This window comes from Streptomyces coelicoflavus (assembly GCF_045041415.1).
GTDB classification, from domain to species: domain Bacteria; phylum Actinomycetota; class Actinomycetes; order Streptomycetales; family Streptomycetaceae; genus Streptomyces; species Streptomyces coelicoflavus.
The window spans coordinates 368,393-389,014 of record NZ_CP108218.1; the positions used below are offsets into that span (position 1 = coordinate 368,393).

A 20,622-nucleotide genomic window follows, 5' to 3' on the forward strand; every position below is an offset into this window, starting at 1 on the left:
ACTCCCGCCCGCGAGGTCAACGCTCCGTCACCACCACGTCACGCTCACCCGTGCGCCCCGACCGCGTGCGCGCCCCGTCGGTGGGGGCGCATCCTTGCTGTGTCACCCGCGTGGCGGCGCACGGACGAGGTGGGGCCGATGAACACAGGCGCCGAGGACGCCGGGCAGACCGACCGGACGCCCGGACGGCTGACGGCACTGCTGATCGACGCGTCCACGCGGGCGCTCGGCGCGGCCGACGGCCGTGTGGGCGGCGTGTACCTGCGCTCCCCCACCCCCGGACTGCTCCGGCTCGCCGTCCTCGCCGGACTGCCCGGCCCCCTGTTCCGCCCCTGGTGGCGCCTGCACGCCGACAGCCCGTTCCCGGCCGCCGACGCCTACCGGCTGGGCGTCCGCGTGGTACTGCCCAACGCGGCCGAGACCATGCGCCGGTACCCGCAGTTCGCGGCCGGTCTGCCCTTCCCGTTCGGGTCGCTGTACGTCCCCGTCGCCGGCGCGAGCCGGACGTACGGTGTGCTGACCGTCCTGCGTCCCTCCGCCCCGCACGCCGCCGACCTGCTGGAGGGCGTGGACCGGGTGGCCGGCCTGGCGCACGATCTGGGCGCGGCCCTGGAGCGGCTGGACGCCGGCCGGGACGCGCCGCCGGTCGCCTGGGAGGGGGAGCCGCTGTGTGTGCGGCCGCCCGCTTCGGGGCGGTGTCCGGGGCACGCCGGAAGTTTCGGCTGGGAGCCGGACACCGGCACCGTCACCCTGGACAAGCCGCTGTGCGCCCTGCTCGGCGTCCCGGCCGAGGCCGCCGGAACCCCGACGGCACTCGGGACGCTCACCGGCGTCCTGACCCCCGACGACGGGCACCGGATCGCCGCGGCGCTGCGGGAGACCGCCGCGGGCAGTGCGCCCCGGCTTCCCCTGTACGTGCGCACCGCGGACGGTGCGCTGCGCATGGTGGAGCTGTGGCGGCCGCGGTCCGCACCACCCGTCGGCGGGCCGGTGCGCGGCGCCGTCCGCGACCCCTTCGACGGCACCGTGGCCGACGCCGCGGCCGACCTGCTGCCGGAGGGCGTCCTGTGCGTGGACCGCCTCGGCACCGTCGTCTACGCCAACCCCCGCGCCGCCCGGTTGCTGGGCGGGCCGCGGGCCACGCTGCTCGGCCGCTCGCTGTGGGAGGCCGTGCCCTGGCTGGACCAGGCCGCCTACGAGGACCATCTGCGCGGCGCCCTGCTCTCCCCCGAACCGGTCCGCTTCCACGTCCAGCGGCCGGCCGGCCCCGGACGCCGTGCCACGCCGCAGCCCTACGAGGGTGACTGGCTCGCCGTCTGCGTGTACCCCGGGCCGGACTTCCTGACGGCCACGCTCCGCCCGGCCAACCGGGTGGCCGACGCCTCCGCCGGCTTCACCCCCGAGCACGGCGGGCCGGAAGCCGAGGTAGCGGGGACAACCCCAGAGCCCGGGGAGGCCCCGAAGGCGGACGCGTCCTCCGGGCCAGAGGCGGGCGACCCGGCGCCTCCGGTCGCCGCGACGGCACCGGAGTACCGCCCGATCGTCCTGGCCGTGGCCCTCACCGAGGCGGTCACCGCCCGCCAGGTGTCCGCCGTGGTCGTACGGGAGCTGCTGTCGGCGTTCGGCGGCCGCCGGCTCGCCATCTACCTGCTCCAGGACCGCCACCTGCACCTGGCGTGGGAGACGGGCTTCCCGCTCGGCTTCCTCGCTCCCTTCGAAGGGGTACCGCTGGACGCCCGGCTGCCCGGGGTGGAGACGCTGACCAGCGGCCGGCCGCTCTTCTTCGACACGATGCAGGCACTGGCCTCGGCATACCCGGGCATCCCGCTGGACGCCACGGAGGGCGCCCGCGCCTTCCTGCCGCTGATCGCCTCCGGGCGCCCGGTCGGCTCCTGCATCCTCGGCTTCGACCGGTCCCGGAGCTTCAGCGCCGAGGAACGCACGGTGCTCACCGCCCTCGCCGGGCTCATCGCCCACGCCATGGAGAAGGCCAGGCGCTACGAGTCCGAGACCGCGCTCGCCCGCGGGCTTCAGGAGGTGCTGCTGCCCCGGCGGCTGCCCTCGCACCCGCTCCTCGAGACGGCGGGCCGCTATCTGCCCGGCACCCAGGGCATGGAGGTGGGCGGCGACTGGTACGACGTGGTGGCCTCCGGGGACGGGATGGCCCTGGTGATCGGGGACGTCCAGGGGCACGGCGTGCAGGCCGCGGCCACCATGGGGCAACTGCGCAGTGCCGTGCGCGCCTTCGCCCTCGGCGACCGACCGCCGGACGAGGTGATGAGCGGCGTCAACCACCTGCTGGCCGATCTGGACCCGGGCCTGTTCGCGAGCTGCTGCTACATCCGGCTCGACCCGGCCACCGGGGAGGCCTGCGCGGCACGCGCGGGGCACCCTCCCCCGCTGCTGCGCCACCCGGACGGACGCACCGAGACCCTCGACCTGCCCGGCGGGGTGGTGCTCGGCGTGGACCCGTGCGCGCCCTATCCGCTGAGCGAGTTCCGTATCGAGCCCGGTGCCGTCCTCGCCCTCTACACGGACGGTCTCGTGGAGCGGCCCGGCACCGACATCGACGACGGGATCACCGCGCTGCGCCTCGCGCTGGCCCGGGCCGGAGCGCCCGCCCCGCGGCCGGGGAGCCGTTCGCTCGCGGGCGTCGCCGACCGGATCGTGGTGACCGCCCGCCACACCACGGACCGTCCCGACGACATCGCGCTCCTGCTCGCCACCCGGCGCCCTCACCCCGCGAGCCCCGGGTGAGAGCGGCGGCGGACGGCCCGGAGACCCCCCGTGCCCACGGCCGGGCACCCCGTCCGGCGGTCCGCCGCGTCACGGGGGGTGCCCCTCGCCTCCGGCGGCCCGGCAGTGTAGACATGAGCACATGGTCCGACTGATGGGTCGATCGGGAGAACGGTCACCCCGTCGTCCCGGCGGCCCGCACGCCCGACACCGGCAGGACGCGGACCGGTCACGGCGGGGAGCGGACGCGGGGCGGCCCGCCTCGGCGCTGCGCTCGGCGCTGTCCGGACGCAGCGTGGCCGGCCAGGTCTTCGTGATGAACGTGGTCATCGTGCTGCTGCTCGTGGTGGCCGCGGCGGTCGCGCTGGTGCTCCAGGTGCGGCACGACAGCACGGTGGAGGCCCGCAACCGGTCCGTCGCCGTGGCCGCGACGTTCGCCAACTCCCCCGGCATCCTCGAGGCGCTGCGCAGTCCCGACCCCACGGCGGTGCTCCAGCCCCGCGCCGAGACGGTGCGCAAGGCCACGGACGTGGACTTCGTGGTCGTCACCAATCCCGAGGGCATCCGCTACACGCATCCCAAGCCGGACCGCATCGGCAAGAAGTTCGTCGGGAACATCGCCCCCGCGCTGGCCGGGAAGACGGTGACCGAGGAGATCGAGGGCACCCTCGGCCCGCTGGTCCAGGCCGTCGTGCCCGTGAAGGCCCCCGACGGGAAGGTGGTGGGCCTGGTCTCGGCCGGCATCACCACGGAGAACGTGGGCGGGGTCGCCGACCGCCAGCTGCCCCTCGTACTGGTCGCCGCGGCCGCCGGACTGGCCCTGGCGACGGGGGGCACGGCCCTGGTGAGCCGACGGCTGCTGCGGCAGACGCACGGCCTGGGACCGCACGAGATGACCCGGATGTACGAACACCACGACGCGGTCCTGCACAGCGTGCGCGAGGGCGTGCTCATCGTCGGCGGGGAGGGCCGGCTGCTCCTGGCCAACGACGAGGCACGGCGGCTGCTGGCCCTGCCGCCCGACGCGGAGGGCCGGCACGTCGGCGCCCTCGGTCTGCCGTCCGACCTGGCCCAGCTGCTGGCCTCCGGCCAGGCCGCCACCGACGAGGTGCACCTGGTCAAGAACCGGCTGCTGGCCATCAACCAGCGGCCCACGGACGTACGGGGCGGCCCGGCCGGCTGCGTCGCGACCCTGCGCGACTCCACCGAGCTGCGGGCCCTGTCCGGCCGGGCGGAGACCGCCCGGGAGCGCCTGGACATCCTGTACGCGGCCGGGGTGGGCATCGGCACCAGCCTGGACGTCACCCGCACCGCGGAGGAACTGGGCGAGCTGGCCGTGCCCCGGTTCGCGGACTACGTCACCGTGGACCTGTTCGACACCGTGCTGGCCGGCGGTCAGCCGGACAGCGCGACGCCGCTGCGCCGTACCGCGCGCAGCGGTGTCAGCGAGAAGGTCCCGCTCTATCCCGTGGGCCGGCCGATCCGCTACGTGGACTCCTCTCCGCAGGGCCGCACGCTGGTCAGCGGCCGGGCCGTCCTGGAGCCGCGCCTCGGCGAGGCCCCGGGTTGGCAGGCGCAGGACTACGAGCGTTCCGCCCAGGTGGTGGAGTACGGCGTCCACTCGCTGATCACCGTTCCGTTGCGCGCGGGCACGCTGGTGCTCGGGGTGGTGAGTTTCTGGCGGGCGGCCAAGCCCGAGCCGTTCGACGAGGACGAGCTGGCCCTCGGCGAGGAGCTGGTCGCGCGGGCCGCGGTCTCCATCGACAACGCGCGCCGCTACACCCGCGAGCACAGCATGGCGGTGACCCTCCAGCGCAGTCTGCTGCCCCGCAGGCTGCCCGACCAGAACGCCCTGGACGTCGCCTACCGCTACCTGCCCGCGCAGGCGGGGGTCGGCGGGGACTGGTTCGACGTGCTGCCGCTGTCCGGGGCCCGGGTCGCGCTCGTCGTCGGCGACGTCGTCGGGCACGGGCTGCACGCCGCGGCCACCATGGGCCGGCTGCGGACGGCGGTGCACAACTTCACCGCCCTCGACCTGCCGCCCGACGAGCTGCTCGGCCTCCTGGACGAGCTGGTCGGCCGGATCGACCAGGACGAGGCGACCGACGACAGCACCGCCCCGGTGACCGGCGCGACCTGTCTCTACGCGATCTACGACCCGGTGGCCGGCTCCTGTGTGATCGCCCGGGCGGGCCACCCGCCGCCGGCCCTGATCGGGCCCGACGGCACCGTGGAGTTCCCGGAGGTGCCCGCGGGACCGCCGCTGGGCCTGGGCGGCCTCCCGTTCGAGACGACGGAACTGCGGCTGGCCGAGGGCAGCCGGCTCGTGCTGTACACCGACGGGCTGGTCGAGGACCGGGTGCACGACATCGACGTCGGTCTGGAGCAGCTGCGCCGGGCCCTGGAGACGGCCGGCGAGACGCCCGAGGAGACCTGCCGCACCGTCCTGGACGCCCGGCTCCCGGACCGGCCGGGCGACGACATCGCGCTGCTGGTCGCCCGCACCCGGACGCTGGGCCCGGACCAGGTCGCGGAGTGGGAGGTCCCGAGCGATCCGGCGGCGGTCGGCGAGGTGCGCTCCCAGGTCACCCGGCGGCTGGGCGAGTGGGGCCTGGACGAGCTGGCGTTCACCACCGAGCTGATCCTCAGCGAGCTGGTCACCAACGCGATCCGGTACGGCGGCGAGACCGTCCACGTCCGGATGCTGCGCGACCGCAGCCTGATCTGCGAGGTGTTCGACAGCAGCAGCACCTCGCCCCATCTGCGCTACGCGGCCATGACGGACGAGGGCGGACGTGGCCTGTTCCTGGTCGCGCAGCTCGCCGAGCGCTGGGGCACCCGCTACACGCCGGCCGGCAAGGTCATCTGGGCGGAGCAGCCGGTGCCCTGACGGGCGCCGGAGCGGCCGCCTTCCGGAAGGGGCGCGGGGGCGCCGTCACCCTCGGTCCGTACCAATGTCGTGCGGGACGGGTGTCCAGCGCGTGGAATATCTGGTAGGAAACTTTCCTATCAGTGCCCGGCACTCCCAACCCCCACCTCGTCTGGAGATTCCGTGAGGCACCCCTTCCCCGACCCGGCGCGCCCCGCAGGCCCCTCGCGCCGTACCGTGATCGCCATGGCATGCGCGTCCCTGGCGACAGTCCCCCTCCTCACCCCCTCGCGGGCCGCGGCGGCGTCCGCGCGCGCGACGGGGCTCGACGACCCGGCGAAGAAGGAGATCGCCATGCAGCTGGTGTCGAGCGCGGAGAACTCCTCGCTCGACTGGAAGGCGCAGTACCGGTACATCGAGGACATCGGTGACGGCCGCGGCTACACCGCGGGCATCATCGGCTTCTGCTCCGGCACCGGCGACATGCTCGACCTGGTGGAGCTGTACGCCGAGCGCAGCCCCGGCAACCTCCTCGCGCCCTATCTGCCGGCACTGCGCCGGGTGGACGGCTCCGACTCGCACGACGGCCTCGACCCCGGCTTCCCGGACGACTGGCGCCGGGCCGCCGACGGGGACCCGGAGTTCCGCCGGGCGCAGGACGACGAGCGCGACCGCGTCTACTTCGACCCGGCCGTTCGCCGCGGCAGGGACGACGGCCTGCGGACGCTGGGGCAGTTCGCGTACTACGACGCGATGGTGATGCACGGCGAGGGCGGCGGCCTCGGCTTCGGCAGCATCCGCGAGCGCGCCCTCGGCCGGGCCCGGCCGCCGGCCCAGGGCGGGGACGAGGTCGCCTACCTGCACGCCTTCCTCGACGAGCGGGTGTGGGCCATGCGGCAGGAGGAGGCGCACAGCGACACCAGCCGGGTCGACACGGCCCAGCGCGTCTTCCTGAACGAGGGCAACCTCGACCTCGAGCCGCCGCTGGACTGGCACGTGTACGGGGACGCCTACCACATCGGCTGACCCCGCGGCCCCGGTGAGGCCGTCGTCCCTTCCTCGGGCCGCCGGGCACGACGCGGGCCGCGGAACCGGCCGTGTGCCGGGTTCCGCGGCCCGTGTGCCGCACGGTCCGTTCCGGTGTCAGTGCCGGAAGGCGTCCTTGCCCTTCTCCTTGGCCTGGCGGGCGTCGCCCTTGGACTGCGCGGCGCGCCCTTCTGCCGTCATCCTCTCGTTGCCGACGGCCCGGCCTGCCGCTTCCTTGGCCTTCCCCTTGGCCTGTTCCATCCTGGCCCTGGACTTCTGGTTGCCGGCCACAGTGGTTCACCTCTCGGCGTTGGCTTGCGATGTCCTGCCCGGCGGGTCGCCCGGTACGGCGGGTCCAAACGTGCGAACGCCCGGCAGGGGTGTCCGGCGGGGCAACGGGTACGAGCACCGGCAAGGCAGTACGTCGTCGACTCGGAGGAACGTCATGGCCGGAGTACTGGACCGGATCAAGCAGTTCGCGCGCAGCCCGCAGGGTCGCCGGCGACCGAGCAGGTGCGCCGGGCCGCCGCGGACCCGCGCCGCCGCGCGCAGGCCCAGCAGATGCTGCGCAGGTTCGGCAAGCGGCGCTGAGCGCCCGGGGGCGGCGGGGCGGTCAGTTCTGACCGGCGTGCGTGTGGCTGTGGGACGTCTCCGGCGGGCAGCCCCGGTCCTTCCCGGGGCGGTCCCGGTGCCAGTCGCGGACGGCGACGGTCAGCGCGCAGAGCATGGCGGCGACACCGGTGCCCACCGAGAGGGCCACGGCCTCGTGGTAGTCGTCGTGGGTGGCGTTCAGCGTCAGGTAGAACAGCCCCGGCAGTGCGGCCGTGCCCACGGCGCCGCCCAGCCGCTGGCCCGTTTGCAGGGCGCCCCCGGCCGCGCCCGCCATCCGCACCGGCACGTCGCGCAGCGTCATGGTGATGTTCGGGGAGATCACGCAGCCGCTGCCCAGTCCGCCGAGCAGCAGGGCCGGCGCGGCGAGCCAGGCCGCCGGACCGGAGGGCGCGAGCCACAGCAGCAGCGCGGTCGTGCCGAGCCCCACCATGACGGCGACCAGGCCCCAGACAGTCAGCAGCCGCCCCAGCCGTTCCACCAGCCGGCCCGCCACGGCGGCCGCGACGGCCGAGCCCACGGCGAACGGGGTCACCGCGAGGCCGGACATGAGGGGTGAGTAGCCCAGGCCGTTCTGGAAGAAGAGCGCGAAGACGATCCACACCCCGCTGAAGCCGACGAAGTACAGGGCTCCCAGCCCGGCGCCGGTGGCGTAGCCGCGGGTCTCGGTGAGCAGCCCAGGTTCCAGCAGCGGTTGGCCGCCCCGGCGGGCGACGCGGCGCTCCCACCGTGCGAAGGCGGCCAGGACCAGTGCCCCCGCCGGGAACAGCCACCACACCTTGGTCAGGCCGCCGCCCTCCGCGAGGACCAGCGGCAGCATCAGCGCCAGGATCCCCGTGCCGAGGAGCGCCACGCCCACGGGGTCGAGCCGTCCCCGGCCGCCGGGCGCCACCCGGGGCAGCAGACGGAAGCCGAGCAGCAGCGCGACGAGGCCGACCGGCACGTTCACGTAGAAGATCCACCGCCAGCCCGCGGGCCCCGCCAGCGCGAGGATCAGACCGCCGACGACCGGTCCCACGGCGCTGGAGACTCCCACGGTGGCGCCGAAGAGTCCGAAGGCGCGCCCGCGTTCCGCGCCCCGGAACAGCTGCTGGATGAGGGCCGAGTTCTGCGGCGCCAGGCTGCCCGCGGCCACGCCCTGGGCGAGCCGCGCGGCGACCAGCAGTCCGATGCCGGGCGCGGCCCCGGCGGCGGCGCTGAACAGGACGAAGGCGGCCAGGGCGACGAGGAAGACGCGGCGTCTGCCGAACGCGTCGCCGATCCGTCCCGCGGTCACCAGGCTCAGGGCGAACGCCAGCGCGTAACCGGAAACGACCCACTGCACGGCCGCCGGCGAGGTGTGCAGCCCTTCCTGCATGGAGGGCAGGGCCACGGCGACGATCGTCACGTCCAGCAGGGTCATGAAACCGGCGACCAGGGTGACCCACAGGGCCCGCCACCGGTTGGGATCGGGTTCGTCGTCCGGACGCCGCACACGGGCTCCCCTCGTGAGGCTGCACGGGACGCGCCACTCCGCCCCACGCCTGCGTCACCCGTGACCGGGGCTTCAAACACCGGGCGGGGTCCGGACTCCGGCCGGGCCGCCGAGCGAGACCCAAACCGAGACCCAAACCAGAACCATGAGATCCCATAAGGTGTACTTATGACCTCATAGACCGGACCCGCGTACCGACTTAGGCTTGCCTTAGCTTAGGCTTCCCCGAGAGTCGATCTGTTACCGCTCGAAGGGAACCTGAACATGCCACGCCCACTGCGGGTGGCCATCGTCGGATCCGGCCCGGCCGGGATCTACGCCGCTGACGCCCTGCTCAAGTCCCAAGTGGCCGCCGACCCCGGTGTTTCCATCGACATCTTCGAGCGCATGCCCGCCCCGTTCGGACTCATCCGGTACGGCGTCGCGCCCGACCACCCGCGCATCAAGGGCATCATCACGGCCCTGCACCAGGTGCTCGACAAGCCGCAGATCCGCCTCTTCGGCAACGTGAACTACCCGAGCGACGTCAGCCTGGACGACCTGCGCGCCTTCTACGACGGTGTGATCTTCGCCACCGGCGCCACGGCGGACCGGGACATGTCCGTCCCCGGCATCGACCTCGACGGCTCGTACGGCGCGGCCGACTTCGTCGCCTGGTACGACGGGCACCCCGACTTCCCGCGCACCTGGCCGCTGGAGGCCGAGAAGGTCGCCGTCCTCGGAGTCGGCAACGTCGCCCTGGACATCGCGCGCGTCCTCGCCAAGACCGCCGACGAGCTGCTGCCCACCGAGATCCCGCCGAACGTGTACGAGGGCCTGAAGGCCAACAAGGCGCTGGAGGTCCACGTCTTCGGCCGTCGCGGCCCGGCACAGGCGAAGTTCAGCCCGATGGAGCTGCGGGAGCTGGACCACTCCCCCAACATCGAGGTGATCGTCGACCCCGAGGACATCGACTACGACGAGGGCTCGATCGCGACCCGGCGCGGCAACAAGCAGGCCGACATGGTCGCCAAGACCCTGGAGAACTGGGCGATCCGCGACGTCGGGGACCGGCCGCACAAGCTGTTCCTGCACTTCTTCGAGTCGCCCTCGGAGATCCTCGGCGAGGACGGCAGGGTGGTCGGCCTGCGCACCGAGCGCACCGAACTGGACGGCACGGGCAACGTCAAGGGCACCGGCGAGTTCAAGGACTGGGACGTCCAGGCGGTCTACCGGGCCGTCGGCTACCTCTCCGACCAGCTCCCCAAGCTGCCCTGGGACATCGACTCGGGCACGGTCCCGGACGTGGGCGGCCGGGTCGTCCAGGAGTCCGGCGAGCCCCTTCGGTCGACGTACGTCACCGGCTGGATCCGGCGCGGCCCGGTCGGTCTGATCGGCCACACCAAGGGCGACGCCAACGAGACGGTGTCGAACCTGCTGGACGACTACGCGAACGGCCGTCTCCAGACGCCCGCCTCGCCCGCTCCGGAGGCGGTGGACGCCTTCCTCGCCGAGCGGAACGTCCGCTACACCACCTGGGACGGCTGGTACCGGCTCGACGCCGCGGAGAAGGCGCAGGGCGAGCCGCAGGGGCGCGAGCGCGTGAAGTACGTCGAGCGCGAGGACATGCTCCGGGAGAGCGGCGCCTGAGCCGCGGTGTCCGGCACCGGCCGCCTCCTCGCGGGGCGGCCGGTGCCGGACGTGTCGCCGCCGGGTTCAGACCTCCAGGTCGCCCTCGATCCGGCGCAGCTGGTGGCGGGCCATCGCCAGGTTGGCGCGGTTCGCGTCCAGCACCAGGTAGAGGAACAGCCCGTTGCCGCCGCGGCCCTTGAGCAGGCGGATCATGTGGTACTGGGTGTTCAGCGTGATCAGGATGTCCTCGATCTCGTCCTTGAGACCGAGGTGCTCCATCGTGCGCAGTTTGGACCGCACGACGTCGGTGTTGCCTGCGGCGGCGACCTCCAGGTTGAAGTCCTTGCCGCCGCCCAGGGTGCCGAGCGCCATGCCGCTGGTGTAGTCGACCAGCGCGACGGCGGTCGCTCCGTCTATGGAGCTGAGGCATTCCTTGAGCGAGGTCTCCAGGTTGGCCATGGTGGTTCCTTTCCGGACGTGATCGGTGTGCGATCGGTACGCGAGGGGTGGTTCAGGTCGGCCGGTGGTGTCCGCCGGCCTGGCGGGTGGGCTCGTGGGCGGGGCGCTGCGGGGTGCGCACCGGGAGGGTCCCGATGGGACGGGCCGTCTGTGCGGGCGGCGCCGTGACGGGTTCGGCGCTCTGGGCGCGGCCTCGTTCCGGTCCGAGACCGGCGGCGACCAGCTCCCCGATCCGCGCGCCGCTGCGCCGGCCCTCCAGATGGAGGCGGCCCACATTGACCCGGCCGTCGGCGAGCAGGGTGAGCACGGCGGCCGGACCGGCGGCGTAGGTGGCGACGTAGCCGTCGGCCCCGCGCAGCAGCAGCTCGCGGAATCCGCCGCGCGCGGTGGCCTCGGCCGTGCGGTGCGCGACGCCGAGGGCGGCCGCGGTGAGCGCGGCGAGCCCCTCGGGCTCGGTGCCCGGCGCGTCGTGGGCCAGGACGAGCCCGTCCACGGTGGCCGCGAGCGACCCCGTCAGCTGGGGGACGCGGTTGCGCAGCCGGTGCAGTTCGTCCAGGACGTCGCTCTCGACGGCCATGAGCAGTCTCCTTTCGTCGCGCCTGCGGCGCGCGCGGATCACAGGGCCTCCAAGGCGTCTCGAAGCCGTCGCAGCAGGGCCGTGTCGGGGTCGTCCCACACGACCGCCGGCGGTTCCGCTCCGGACCGCGGGGGCGGGGCGGCGGCCGGTGCCGCGCGGACGAGGCCGTCGGCGGCCAGGCGGCGCAGTTCGACCAGGGTGTGATACGTGCGGCAGGCGAGCGCCGAGGCGATCTCCGCGGCGGTGCGGACGCCGTCGACCTGCGTCAGGGTGCGGCCGCGCCGCACGGGCAGGACGTCGGCCCCGGCGCCCGGCACCCGGGTCAGCGGGAGGGTGTCGATGGCGGGGTCGGGCCAGATGCGGTCCAGCAGGGCGCGCCGGCGCCCGGACTCGCGTACGACGACGTCCACCGGCACGGAACGGACCGCGCCGAGCCAGTGCACCGCGCCCGGCCGGAAGCGCTGGGCCCGGGTGTCGTGGGCCAGGACGAAGTACGCGGCGTCGAACAGCGCGCCCAGGTGGCAGACCTCCAGCGCGCCGGCGGCGAGGCTGCCGCCGTCCACGAGCCGGCGGCCGACCCGGTGCTGTGTGCCGCCCCGGTCGACCGCCTCCCACCAGCCGTCCGGCGGGACCGCGCCGCTGCGGGTGAGCAGCGCGCCGAGGTCGGGCGTGAAGGCCGACTCCACGTGCACGACGCGGCCCGCCTTGAGGTAGACGATGCCCCGCTCCCCCGACAGGGCGCCGGTGGCTCCTTCGCGCGCGAGGGCGCCGAGGGCGTCCGCCGTCCTCTCGTGCGCGGTCCAGGTGGTCGTCACCCGGGTCATCCGAGTACCAGCCGGTCGGCCATCTCGGCCAGCCGGATGCGGGCCAGGGCGAGGTTTCCGTCGTTGCGGTCGAGCCACAGGTGCAGGAAGACGGTGCTGTCGAACGGGGTGCTGACGAACCGGAGCAGGTGGTAGGCGTCGCCGGTGGTGGCGATCAGGTCCTCCACCGGGGGTTCCTTGCCGGGCTCCGCCCCGCCGGCCCCCGTGCCGCCCGCCGCCAGGGAGCCGCTCTCCGCGACGTGCCGGCCGAGCTCCGCCGTCTCCGCGGCCGTCGCCTCCCAGTCGCCGCCCGGAGCGTCGCCGACGGCGCCGAGAGCGAGCCCGCTGATCCAGTCGACCAGCGACGCCCCGCGCGCACCGGGCAGCCGCATGGCTTCCAGCAGACTCTCGTCGATTCCGGGCACGCCGGATCCCCTCCCCCTGCACGGCTGTACCGCGAACGTGACGACGACACTACGGAATGTGCACGCATCCGGTGAGCGCTTTGGCATTTTCCAGAGGAACGTGCCCGCGCTGCGGCATACTGCGACGTTTGGGCCGGTCCGGGGAACCGGCGCGTGCCCTGGCCCGGACGGGCAACCCGGGGTGCATGGCCCGACTGCATCTCCCCCGACGCGGGAAGCACACGAAGGACGCACCGGCGGAACAACCGGCTGACGCGCGGGCGGACGAGGACTACGGTCCGGACGCCGCCACCGAGAACGCCGCTCCGGACTCCCCCACCGAGCTGCCCAGACGTTCGTGGTCCGCGCTGCTGCGGCGGGTGCTCGCCGAGTTCAAGGACGACGAGCTGACCGACCGTGCCGCCGCCCTGACCTACTACGGGATCCTGGCGCTGTTCCCGGCCCTGCTGGTGCTGGTGTCGCTGCTCGGCATCGCCGGGGCGTCCGCGACCCAGGAGGTCCTGGACAACATCCAGAAGCTCGCGCCGGGTTCCGCGCGGGACGTGATCACGAACGCGGTGGAGCAGTTGCAGGCCAAGGCGGGCCTGGGCTCCGCGCTGGCGGTGGTCGGTCTGGTGGGTGCCGTCTGGTCGGCGTCCGGCTACGTCGCCGCGTTCATCCGGGCCGCCAACGCGGTGTACGACATGCCCGAGGGGCGCCCGGTCTGGAAGGTGCTGCCGCTGCGGGTGGCCCTGACCGTGGTGCTGCTCGTGCTCGCGGTGGTCAGCGCGCTCATCGTGGTCTTCACGGGGAGCCTGGCCCGGCAGGCGGGCACCGCGCTCGGCGTCGGCGACACCGCGCTGACGGTGTGGTCGATCGCCAAGTGGCCGGTGCTGGTCCTGCTGGTCACCTTCATGATCGCGATCCTCTACTGGGCCGCGCCGAACGCCCGGGTGAAGGGCTTCAAGTGGATCTCCCCCGGCAGCCTGGTCGCGCTGCTGATCTGGCTGCTCGCCTCCGCCGGATTCGCCTTCTACGTGGCCAACTTCGGCTCGTACAACAAGACGTACGGCACCCTGGCCGGTGTGATCGTCTTCCTCGTCTGGCTGTGGGTCACGAACCTGGCGATCCTGCTCGGCCTGGAGTTCGACGCGGAGCTGGCCCGGCAGCGGGTCATCGACGGCGGCCACCCGCCCGAGGAGGAGCCGTACGTGGAACCGCGCGACACGCGGGCCTGGAACGAGGCGGACCGGCGGCGCGCGGTGGGGGACGAGTGAGGCCGGGAACGCTACGGCAGGATCGAGTCGACGTATCCGCCGTCCACCCGGACGGCCGCGCCGGTGGTGGCGGACGCGAGGGGGGAGCTGAGGTACACGACCAGGTTGGCGATCTCCTCCGGTTCGATCAGCCGCTGGAGCAGCGACTGCGGCCGGTGTTCGCGCATGAAGACCCGCTGTGCCTCGTCCCAGGGCAGGTCGCGGTCGACCAGCTGGTACACGAAGTCCTCGACGCCCTCGGTGTGGGTGGGGCCCGCGATGACGCAGTTCACCGTGACCCCGCTGCCCGCGGCCTCCTTCGCGAAGCCGCGGCCGACGCCGAGCAGGGCCGTCTTGGAGACGCCGTAGTGGATCATCTCGGCCGGGATCACGACCGCCGAGTCACTCGCGATGTACAGCACCCGGCCCCAGCCGCGGTCCCTCATCCGGGGGAGATGGGCGCGCGTCAGCCTGACGCCCGCGAGGACGTTGATCTCGAAGTAGCGGCGCCACTCGTCGTCGCTGATCTCCAGCGCGGGCGCGGCGCCGAAGACGCCGAGGTTGTTCACGAGGATGTCCACGTCGGGCAGTGCCTCCAGGGCCCGCCCGGCGCCCTCCTCGGTGCCGAGGTCGGCCGCGACCGGCACGAACACGCCGTCCGGCACCTCGTCCCGCAGTTTCCCGACGCTCTCCTCCAGGCGGCCGGCGTCGCGTCCGTTGACCCCCACGGTGGCGCCGGCCCCGGCCAGCCCCGCGGCGATCGCCGCCCCGATGCCCTGCGAGGATCCCGTCACCAGTGCGGTGCGTCCGCCGAGGTCGAGGTTCATCAGGTCGCTCCTTCTCATGCCGTACGGTCGGGTTGCTCCTGCCCACCCTCGCCCACGACGCACCCGTGCCCCGGCCGGCCGCACCGTGCGCCGCGTCGCGGCACGCCCGGTCGGCGGACCCCCGGTGCTCTCGGCTGACCTGCGGCGACAATACTTGCCTACGTCCGTGCCCCTGCTGCCCGATGGACCCATGCCGACCTCTTCCACCGCCCGCCCCACGTTTCCGCCCACGCTGTGGGCCGCTCGCGGCCGCCATGTCGGCTCCGCGGCCGAGGACACCGTCCGGCAGACGCTTCAGCGACTCAAGGACGACCACGTCGTCGACGACTTCCTGGAGCCGCCCGACGAGCCGGCGGCCGGGTCCGGGGCCGCCGGGGCGCCCGGCCCGCGGATCTTCGAGGCGCGCTGGAAGACGCCCGGGGCCGTGACCGTGCGGGCCAGGCTGATCCTGGAGCCGGCCTCGGCGGGCGGACAGGAATGGACCCTGCTCGCGGAGGCCGAGGCGGCCTGGGACCCTTCCTGGCCCTCGCCCGCCACCGTGTTCTGGCCGGACGACCCGGACGTCACGTGGGACCGGGACGCCGCCACGGGGCTGCGGCTGCGGGGCATCAACACCCTCCCGGACGACGACAAGGCCGTACGCAGGCTGCTCAAGGAGGCCGGGCGCAGCCCCTGGAACATCCACGTCGTGGTGCACGAGGCGATGACTCCGGACCACCGCGGCCGGGTTCCCCTCGTCCAGTGGCTGCCGCCCGGTCTGCGGCACCGGGTGGTCGAGCACCGCGCCGCGCCGCAGCAGCTGCGGGTGGTGAACTGGGCGCTGGAGGCCTTCGGCGTCCAGGTGCCGCGCGGCGGTGCCGCGGTGCTGCCCGGGACGCCCGCGCCGGCCGGGTACGCCGCCGGTGACTTCTCGGTCCGCACCGTCTTCCTGGACGGCTCCGAGCCCACCGCGCTGATGGCCGCGGTGACGTCCTTCGACGCGCTCGACAGGCCGCTGCCCGACGACGCGGTGGCCGCGCTCGGCTCGCTGCGGGAGGACTGGCGGCTGCTGACGCTCCAGGAGGAACTGGAACGCGAGCGCAAGCTGGTGGCGATGTACGCCGAGGCGCTCGAGGCGATGACCCAGTCCCGCGATCTGTACCGGGAGGCGGCGGAACGGGCGGCCGAGGCCCTCGCCGTGTACCGGGAGTCCGCCGGTGCCGCCCCGGCCCGGCCGGCACCGGCCGAGCCACCCGCGTCCCCGCTGCGGGGACTGACCCGCACCCTGGAACGGTTCCGTGGCGCCGGACGCGCACCGCGGGCCGCCGGGTCCGACGGCCGGACGGACTCCGAACCGCCCCGTACGGGCGACTGACCCCACCGGGCCGGGTCGGACCGGGTCGGACCGGGACGGACCGGGGGCGGGGGTGAGGCCGCCGTTCGGCCGACGGGCACGGCCTCAGCTGAACAGGGGGAAGCGGGCCGCGTCCGCTCCCAGGGCCCGCCGTTCCGCGGAGGTCAGGGCGGTGCGGCCGGTGGCCGCGCGCGCGTAGTGCTCGTCGCCCCAGTCGTACGGCACCGGGCGGCCCAGGAGGCCGTCCAGGGTGGCGCGGACCGCGGCCAGCCCGGTCGCTGACGGGCCGGGCGCGTCCGGCAGGCCGACCGTCAGGTCGAGATGGTGGACGGTCGCCTCGACGGCCAGTGTGGTCATCAGGTCTCCGGCGGTCAGGACGTGGCCCTGGGTACGCACCGGGCGGTCCGGCGCGGCCGCGGCCGCGGCCCGTGCGGCGGCGGCAAGGGTCTCCAGGCACACCTCCTTGAGCTGCCCGAAGTCGAGGAACATGCTCGCGGCGACCCGGTGGTAGCGCCGCCCGTGGGCGGCGCCGACGGGGTCCGGCGCCCAGTCCGTCCAGTAGGTGACGGCGTCCCGGTCGGGCGGGCCGGCGGCGGGGGTGTGCAGGGCCACCAGGGCCCGCCGGGCGTCGGCGAGGAGGTGGAACATCAGGTCGCGCACCGCCCACCCGGTACAGCCGGTCGGCAGCCACGACTCCTCGTCCCCGAGCGGGCGGACGACGGCCGCCAGCGCGTCGTAGGCGTCGCCTACGACGCGCGCGGGTCCCGTGCGGTCTCCGGGTCGCGTGGTCATGGGGTCAACCCCAGGGTCGCGCCGAGGGACCGCTGAGGGCACCCTCACGTGTCATCCGGCGCGGGGTGGATACGCGGACGGCACAGGCACGGCCCGTCCCGGAAGGTCAGCGACGCCATGGACAGCCAGCACGAGAGCGCCCCCGCTTCCCGCCCACCGGAGTCCTCCCGCTCGGAGACCACGCTCCGCGTCAACGGCAAGCCGCACACCCTCACCGTCGACCACCGCCGCGTCCTGCTGGACCTCCTGCGGGAGGATCTCGGGCTCGCGGGAGCCAAGAAGGGCTGCGACCACGGGCAGTGCGGCGCCTGCACGGTCCTGGTCGACGGGCGGCGGGTCAACAGCTGCCTGCTGTTCGCGGTCGCCCTGGACGGCTGCGAGGTCACCACCGTCGAGGGCCTGGCCGGGGACGGCGAGGAACTGCACCCGGTGCAGCGGGCCTTCCTGGACCGTGACGCCTTCCAGTGCGGGTACTGCACGCCGGGCCAGATCTGCTCCGCGGTCGGGGCGCTCGCCGAGGCCGCGGCCGGGCACCCCTCCCACGTCACCGATCCGGCGACGCCCTCCGGGGAACCGGTCGCGCTGAGCCGCGAGGAGATCCGGGAGCGGCTGAGCGGCAACCTGTGCCGGTGCGGTGCCTATCCGCACATCGCCGACGCGGTCGAGGACGTGATCCCGTGAGGTCCTTCGCCTATGTACGCGCGGGCAGCGTCGAGGAGGCCACCGACGCGTACGCCTCCCACCCCGGCGCCCGCTACCTCGGCGGCGGCACCAACCTCGTCGACCTGATGAAGCTGGGCGTGGAGACGCCGGCCGCGCTCGTCGACGTGTCCCGGCTGCCGCTGGACACCGTGGAGGAGCTGCCCGACGGCGCGCTGCGGGCCGGGGCCATGGTCCGCAACAGCGACCTCGCGGCCCACCCCGCCGTCCGCGACCGCTACCCCGCGCTGTCCCAGGCGCTGCTGGCCGGCGCCTCCGGGCAGTTGCGCAACGCCGCCACCACCGGCGGCAACCTGCTGCAACGCACCCGTTGCCCCTATTTCCAGGACGTGTCCAAGCCCTGCAACAAGCGGGAGCCCGGCACCGGCTGCGGCGCGCTGGACGGCGTGCACCGCGACCATGCCGTACTGGGCCACTCCGACCAGTGCATCGCCACCCACCCCTCGGACATGGCGGTCGCGCTCGCCGCGCTCGACGCGCGGGTGGAGCTGCACGGCCCCGAGGGCAGCCGGAGCGTGCCCGCCGCCGACTTCCACCGGCTGCCCGGCATGCACCCGGAGCGGGACACGGAGATCCACCCCGGCGAGCTGATCACCGGGGTGCTCCTGCCCGCGGCCACCGCCGGGCTTCCCTCGGCGTACCGCAAGGCCCGCGACCGGGCGTCGTACGCCTTCGCGCTGGCCTCCGTCGCCGTCGTGCTGCACCTGTCGGACGGGGTGGTGGAGCGGGCCGGGATCGCCTTCGGGGCGCTGGCGCACCGGCCCTGGCGAGCGCGGCGGGCCGAGGACGCGCTGATGGGCGCGGCGCCCACCACGGCGGCGTTCGAACACGCCGTCGACCTGGAGCTGGCCGCGGCCGAACCGCTGCGGGACAACGCCTACAAGGTGCCGCTGGCCCGCCGGCTGGCCCTGGACGTACTGGGCCGGCTCGCCCCGCCGGCCACGACCTGACGGACCCCGGTGTCCACGAGGAGGACTCCATGACCGCCACCGATGCCGTCCTGGGCGCTCCGGTCGAGCGCCGGGAGGGGCGGGAGAAGGTCACCGGCACCGCCCGGTACGCCGCCGAGTTCGACGCGCCGGGCCGCGCCCAGGCGTGGCCGGTGCCCGCGACGGTCGCGCGGGGCCGGGTGACCGGCGTCGACACCGCGGCGGCGCTCGCGCTGCCCGGCGTACTCGCGGTGCTCACGCACGAGAACGCGCCCCGCCTCGGCGAACCCGACGACCCGACCCTGGCGGTGCTCCAGGGGCCGCACGTCCCGCACCGGGGCTGGTTCGTGGGCCTGGTGGTGGCCGAGACGCTGGAGGCGGCCCGCGCCGGCGCCGCGGCCGTCCGGGTCACCTACGAGACCGAGCCCCACGACGTGACGCTCACCGCCGCGCACCCCGGTGCGTACGTCCCCGAGTCCGCCAACGGAGGCTTCGCGGCCGTCACGGAGCACGGCGACCCGGACGGGGCGCTCGCCTCCTCGGCGACCCGGGTGGACGTCGCGTACTCGGTGCCGCCGCTGCACAACCACCCCATGGAGCCGCACACCAGCACGGCGCACTGGGACGGCGACCGGCTGACCGTGCACTCCTCCAGCCAGGGCACCACGGCCGTGCAGAAGGAACTGGCGCGCCTGTTCGGGCTGGCCGAGGACCGGATCACGGTGTGCGCCGAGCACGTGGGCGGCGGCTTCGGCTCGAAGGGCACACCGCGGCCCGAGGTGGTGCTGGCCGCCATGGCGGCGCGCGAGACCGGACGCCGGGTGACCGTCGCGCTGCCGCGCCGCTACCTCCCCGCCGTCGTCGGCCACCGCGCGCCGACCCTGCACCGGCTGCGACTGGGCGCGGACGCCGACGGCCGGCTCACCTCCCTCGTGCACGAGGTGACGACGCACACCTCGCGGGTGAAGGAGTTCGTGGAGCAGGCGGCGGTCCCGGCCCGCGTCATGTACGGCACCCCCGCGCTGCGCACGGCCCACCGCGTGGCGGCGCTGGACGTGCCCACGCCCTCCTGGATGCGTGCCCCCGGCGAGTGTCCCGGCATGTACGCCCTCGAGTCCGCGATGGACGAACTGGCCGCCGAGCTCGGCGTCGACCCGGTGGAGCTGCGGATCCGCAACGAACCGGAGACGGAGCCGGACAGCGGAAAGCCGTTCAGCAGCAGGCACCTGGTGGAGTGTCTGCGCGAGGGCGCCCGGCGCTTCGGCTGGGAGGACCGCGACCCGCGCCCCCGGTCCCGGACGGACGGGCCCCTGCTGATCGGCAGCGGCGTGGCCTCGGCCACCTACCCGGTGCTGGTCTCCCCGTGCGTCGCCTCGGCGCGGGCCCTGCCGGACGGCGGCTTCCTGGTGCGGGTCAACGCCACCGACATCGGTACGGGCGCCCGCACGGTGCTCGCGCAGGTCGCGGCCGACGCGCTGGGCGCCCCGCTGGACCGGGTGCGGATCGAGGTCGCCGACAGCGGCATCGGGTTCGCCCCGATGGCCGGCGGCTCCTCGGGCACCGCGTCCTGGGGGTCGGCCGTGCACGAGGCGTGCGCCCGGCTGGCCGGCCGGCTGGCGGAACACGCGGGGCCCCTCCCCGACGACGGGATCACCGCCGAGGCGGACACCTCCGGTACGGCGGATGCCGAGAGCCCCTACGCCCGGCACGCGTTCGGCGCGCACTTCGCCGAGGTGAGCGTGGACACCGTCTCCGGTGAGGTGCGGGTGAGGCGGCTCCTCGGCGTCTTCGCCGCCGGGCGCATCCTCAACGCCCGTACGGCACGCTCGCAGTTCATCGGGGGCCTGACGATGGGCCTGGGCATGGCGTTGACCGAGGACAGCACGATGGACCCGGTGTTCGGGGACTTCGTCGAGCGCGACCTGGCGTCGTACCACGTGCCCGCGCACGCAGACGTGGCGAACGTGGAGGCCCACTGGGTCGACGAGGAGGACGCGCACCTCAACCCGATGGGCAGCAAGGGGATCGGCGAGATCGGGATCGTGGGCTCGGCGGCGGCCGTCGGCAACGCCGTCCACCACGCGACCGGCATCCGATTGCGCGAACTGCCCCTCACCCCGGACCGGGTGCTCACCGCGCTGCTCGAACACGAGCATCCCGCGGGCATGCTGGGGGTCTGAGCACGGGCGCGTGGTCC

17 protein-coding genes are annotated in these 20,622 nt (G+C 74.4%); 9 read left to right on the forward strand and 8 right to left on the reverse strand.

The features are described 5' to 3' along the window. Positions 1 to 138 precede the first annotated feature (138 nt). The 3 genes from OHA99_RS01690 (at position 139) to csnA (ending at position 6,631) form a co-directional block, all read left to right on the forward strand. Positions 139 to 2,757: a SpoIIE family protein phosphatase gene (locus tag OHA99_RS01690; RefSeq protein ID WP_405693605.1), complete on the forward strand. Its 2,619-nt coding sequence runs from the start codon at positions 139 to 141 to the stop codon at positions 2,755 to 2,757. Positions 2,758 to 2,878: 121 nt separating this feature from the next. Continuing rightward, complete coding sequence (locus OHA99_RS01695; RefSeq protein ID WP_405693607.1) at positions 2,879 to 5,626, forward strand: SpoIIE family protein phosphatase; 2,748 nt, start codon at positions 2,879 to 2,881, stop codon at positions 5,624 to 5,626. Between the two features lie 162 nt (positions 5,627 to 5,788). Further along, positions 5,789 to 6,631 carry a chitosanase CsnA gene (csnA, locus tag OHA99_RS01700; protein WP_405693609.1) on the forward strand — a complete coding sequence of 281 codons (843 nt, stop codon included), beginning with the start codon at positions 5,789 to 5,791 and terminating at the stop codon, positions 6,629 to 6,631. Between the two features lie 117 nt (positions 6,632 to 6,748). Here csnA and OHA99_RS01705 read toward each other — a convergent pair whose 3' ends face one another. Both OHA99_RS01705 and OHA99_RS01710 read right to left on the reverse strand, forming a co-directional pair. Beyond that, positions 6,749 to 6,922 (reverse strand): CsbD family protein, encoded by a 174-nt coding sequence (locus OHA99_RS01705; protein ID WP_007389488.1) that lies wholly within the window; start codon positions 6,920 to 6,922, stop codon positions 6,749 to 6,751. Positions 6,923 to 7,244: 322 nt separating this feature from the next. After that, entirely contained in the window at positions 7,245 to 8,714 is a 1,470-nt protein-coding gene (locus tag OHA99_RS01710; protein ID WP_164381022.1) for an MFS transporter, read from the reverse strand. 264 nt (positions 8,715 to 8,978) lie between these two features. Between OHA99_RS01710 and OHA99_RS01715 the strand changes: the two genes are divergently transcribed. Then, a complete protein-coding gene (locus OHA99_RS01715) occupies positions 8,979 to 10,343 on the forward strand; it encodes an FAD-dependent oxidoreductase (RefSeq protein ID WP_153176383.1) in 1,365 nt (454 codons plus the stop codon). A gap of 66 nt (positions 10,344 to 10,409) precedes the next feature. On the opposite strand, the gene OHA99_RS01720 is transcribed toward OHA99_RS01715, so the two are convergent. The 4 genes from OHA99_RS01720 to OHA99_RS01735 are packed head-to-tail and all read right to left on the reverse strand — an operon-like array spanning position 10,410 to position 12,589. Continuing rightward, complete coding sequence (locus tag OHA99_RS01720) at positions 10,410 to 10,784, reverse strand: hypothetical protein (RefSeq protein ID WP_153176384.1); 375 nt, start codon at positions 10,782 to 10,784, stop codon at positions 10,410 to 10,412. Between the two features lie 52 nt (positions 10,785 to 10,836). Further along, the gene (locus tag OHA99_RS01725) at positions 10,837 to 11,361 is read right to left on the reverse strand and encodes a roadblock/LC7 domain-containing protein (RefSeq protein WP_345961467.1); all 525 of its coding nucleotides are present in this window, start codon (positions 11,359 to 11,361) and stop codon (positions 10,837 to 10,839) included. Between the two features lie 38 nt (positions 11,362 to 11,399). Then, the gene (locus OHA99_RS01730; RefSeq protein WP_405693612.1) at positions 11,400 to 12,185 is read right to left on the reverse strand and encodes a hypothetical protein; all 786 of its coding nucleotides are present in this window, start codon (positions 12,183 to 12,185) and stop codon (positions 11,400 to 11,402) included. Then, on the reverse strand, positions 12,182 to 12,589 hold the full coding sequence (locus tag OHA99_RS01735; protein WP_153176387.1) for a hypothetical protein: 408 nt from the start codon (positions 12,587 to 12,589) through the stop codon (positions 12,182 to 12,184). Before OHA99_RS01735 ends, OHA99_RS01730 begins: the two co-directional genes overlap by 4 nt. Before the next feature lie 185 nt (positions 12,590 to 12,774). On the opposite strand from OHA99_RS01735, the gene OHA99_RS01740 reads away from it, so the two are divergent. Further along, on the forward strand, positions 12,775 to 13,845 hold the full coding sequence (locus tag OHA99_RS01740; RefSeq protein WP_194279815.1) for a YihY/virulence factor BrkB family protein: 1,071 nt from the start codon (positions 12,775 to 12,777) through the stop codon (positions 13,843 to 13,845). Positions 13,846 to 13,856: 11 nt separating this feature from the next. Here the strand turns inward: OHA99_RS01740 and OHA99_RS01745 are convergent, their stop codons facing one another. Beyond that, positions 13,857 to 14,651: an SDR family NAD(P)-dependent oxidoreductase gene (locus OHA99_RS01745; RefSeq protein ID WP_007389482.1), complete on the reverse strand. Its 795-nt coding sequence runs from the start codon at positions 14,649 to 14,651 to the stop codon at positions 13,857 to 13,859. A gap of 190 nt (positions 14,652 to 14,841) precedes the next feature. Between OHA99_RS01745 and OHA99_RS01750 the strand changes: the two genes are divergently transcribed. Beyond that, positions 14,842 to 16,005 carry a hypothetical protein gene (locus OHA99_RS01750; protein WP_366471576.1) on the forward strand — a complete coding sequence of 388 codons (1,164 nt, stop codon included), beginning with the start codon at positions 14,842 to 14,844 and terminating at the stop codon, positions 16,003 to 16,005. A gap of 84 nt (positions 16,006 to 16,089) precedes the next feature. Here the strand turns inward: OHA99_RS01750 and OHA99_RS01755 are convergent, their stop codons facing one another. After that, positions 16,090 to 16,776 carry a maleylpyruvate isomerase N-terminal domain-containing protein gene (locus OHA99_RS01755; RefSeq protein ID WP_153176391.1) on the reverse strand — a complete coding sequence of 229 codons (687 nt, stop codon included), beginning with the start codon at positions 16,774 to 16,776 and terminating at the stop codon, positions 16,090 to 16,092. 117 nt (positions 16,777 to 16,893) lie between these two features. On the opposite strand from OHA99_RS01755, the gene OHA99_RS01760 reads away from it, so the two are divergent. The 3 genes from OHA99_RS01760 to OHA99_RS01770 are packed head-to-tail and all read left to right on the forward strand — an operon-like array spanning position 16,894 to position 20,605. Beyond that, positions 16,894 to 17,457 carry a (2Fe-2S)-binding protein gene (locus OHA99_RS01760; RefSeq protein ID WP_194279816.1) on the forward strand — a complete coding sequence of 188 codons (564 nt, stop codon included), beginning with the start codon at positions 16,894 to 16,896 and terminating at the stop codon, positions 17,455 to 17,457. Continuing rightward, positions 17,454 to 18,446 (forward strand): xanthine dehydrogenase family protein subunit M, encoded by a 993-nt coding sequence (locus OHA99_RS01765; RefSeq protein WP_153176393.1) that lies wholly within the window; start codon positions 17,454 to 17,456, stop codon positions 18,444 to 18,446. Before OHA99_RS01760 ends, OHA99_RS01765 begins: the two co-directional genes overlap by 4 nt. A gap of 29 nt (positions 18,447 to 18,475) precedes the next feature. Beyond that, the gene (locus OHA99_RS01770) at positions 18,476 to 20,605 is read left to right on the forward strand and encodes a xanthine dehydrogenase family protein molybdopterin-binding subunit (protein WP_366471574.1); all 2,130 of its coding nucleotides are present in this window, start codon (positions 18,476 to 18,478) and stop codon (positions 20,603 to 20,605) included. The last annotated feature ends 17 nt before the right edge of the window (positions 20,606 to 20,622 follow it).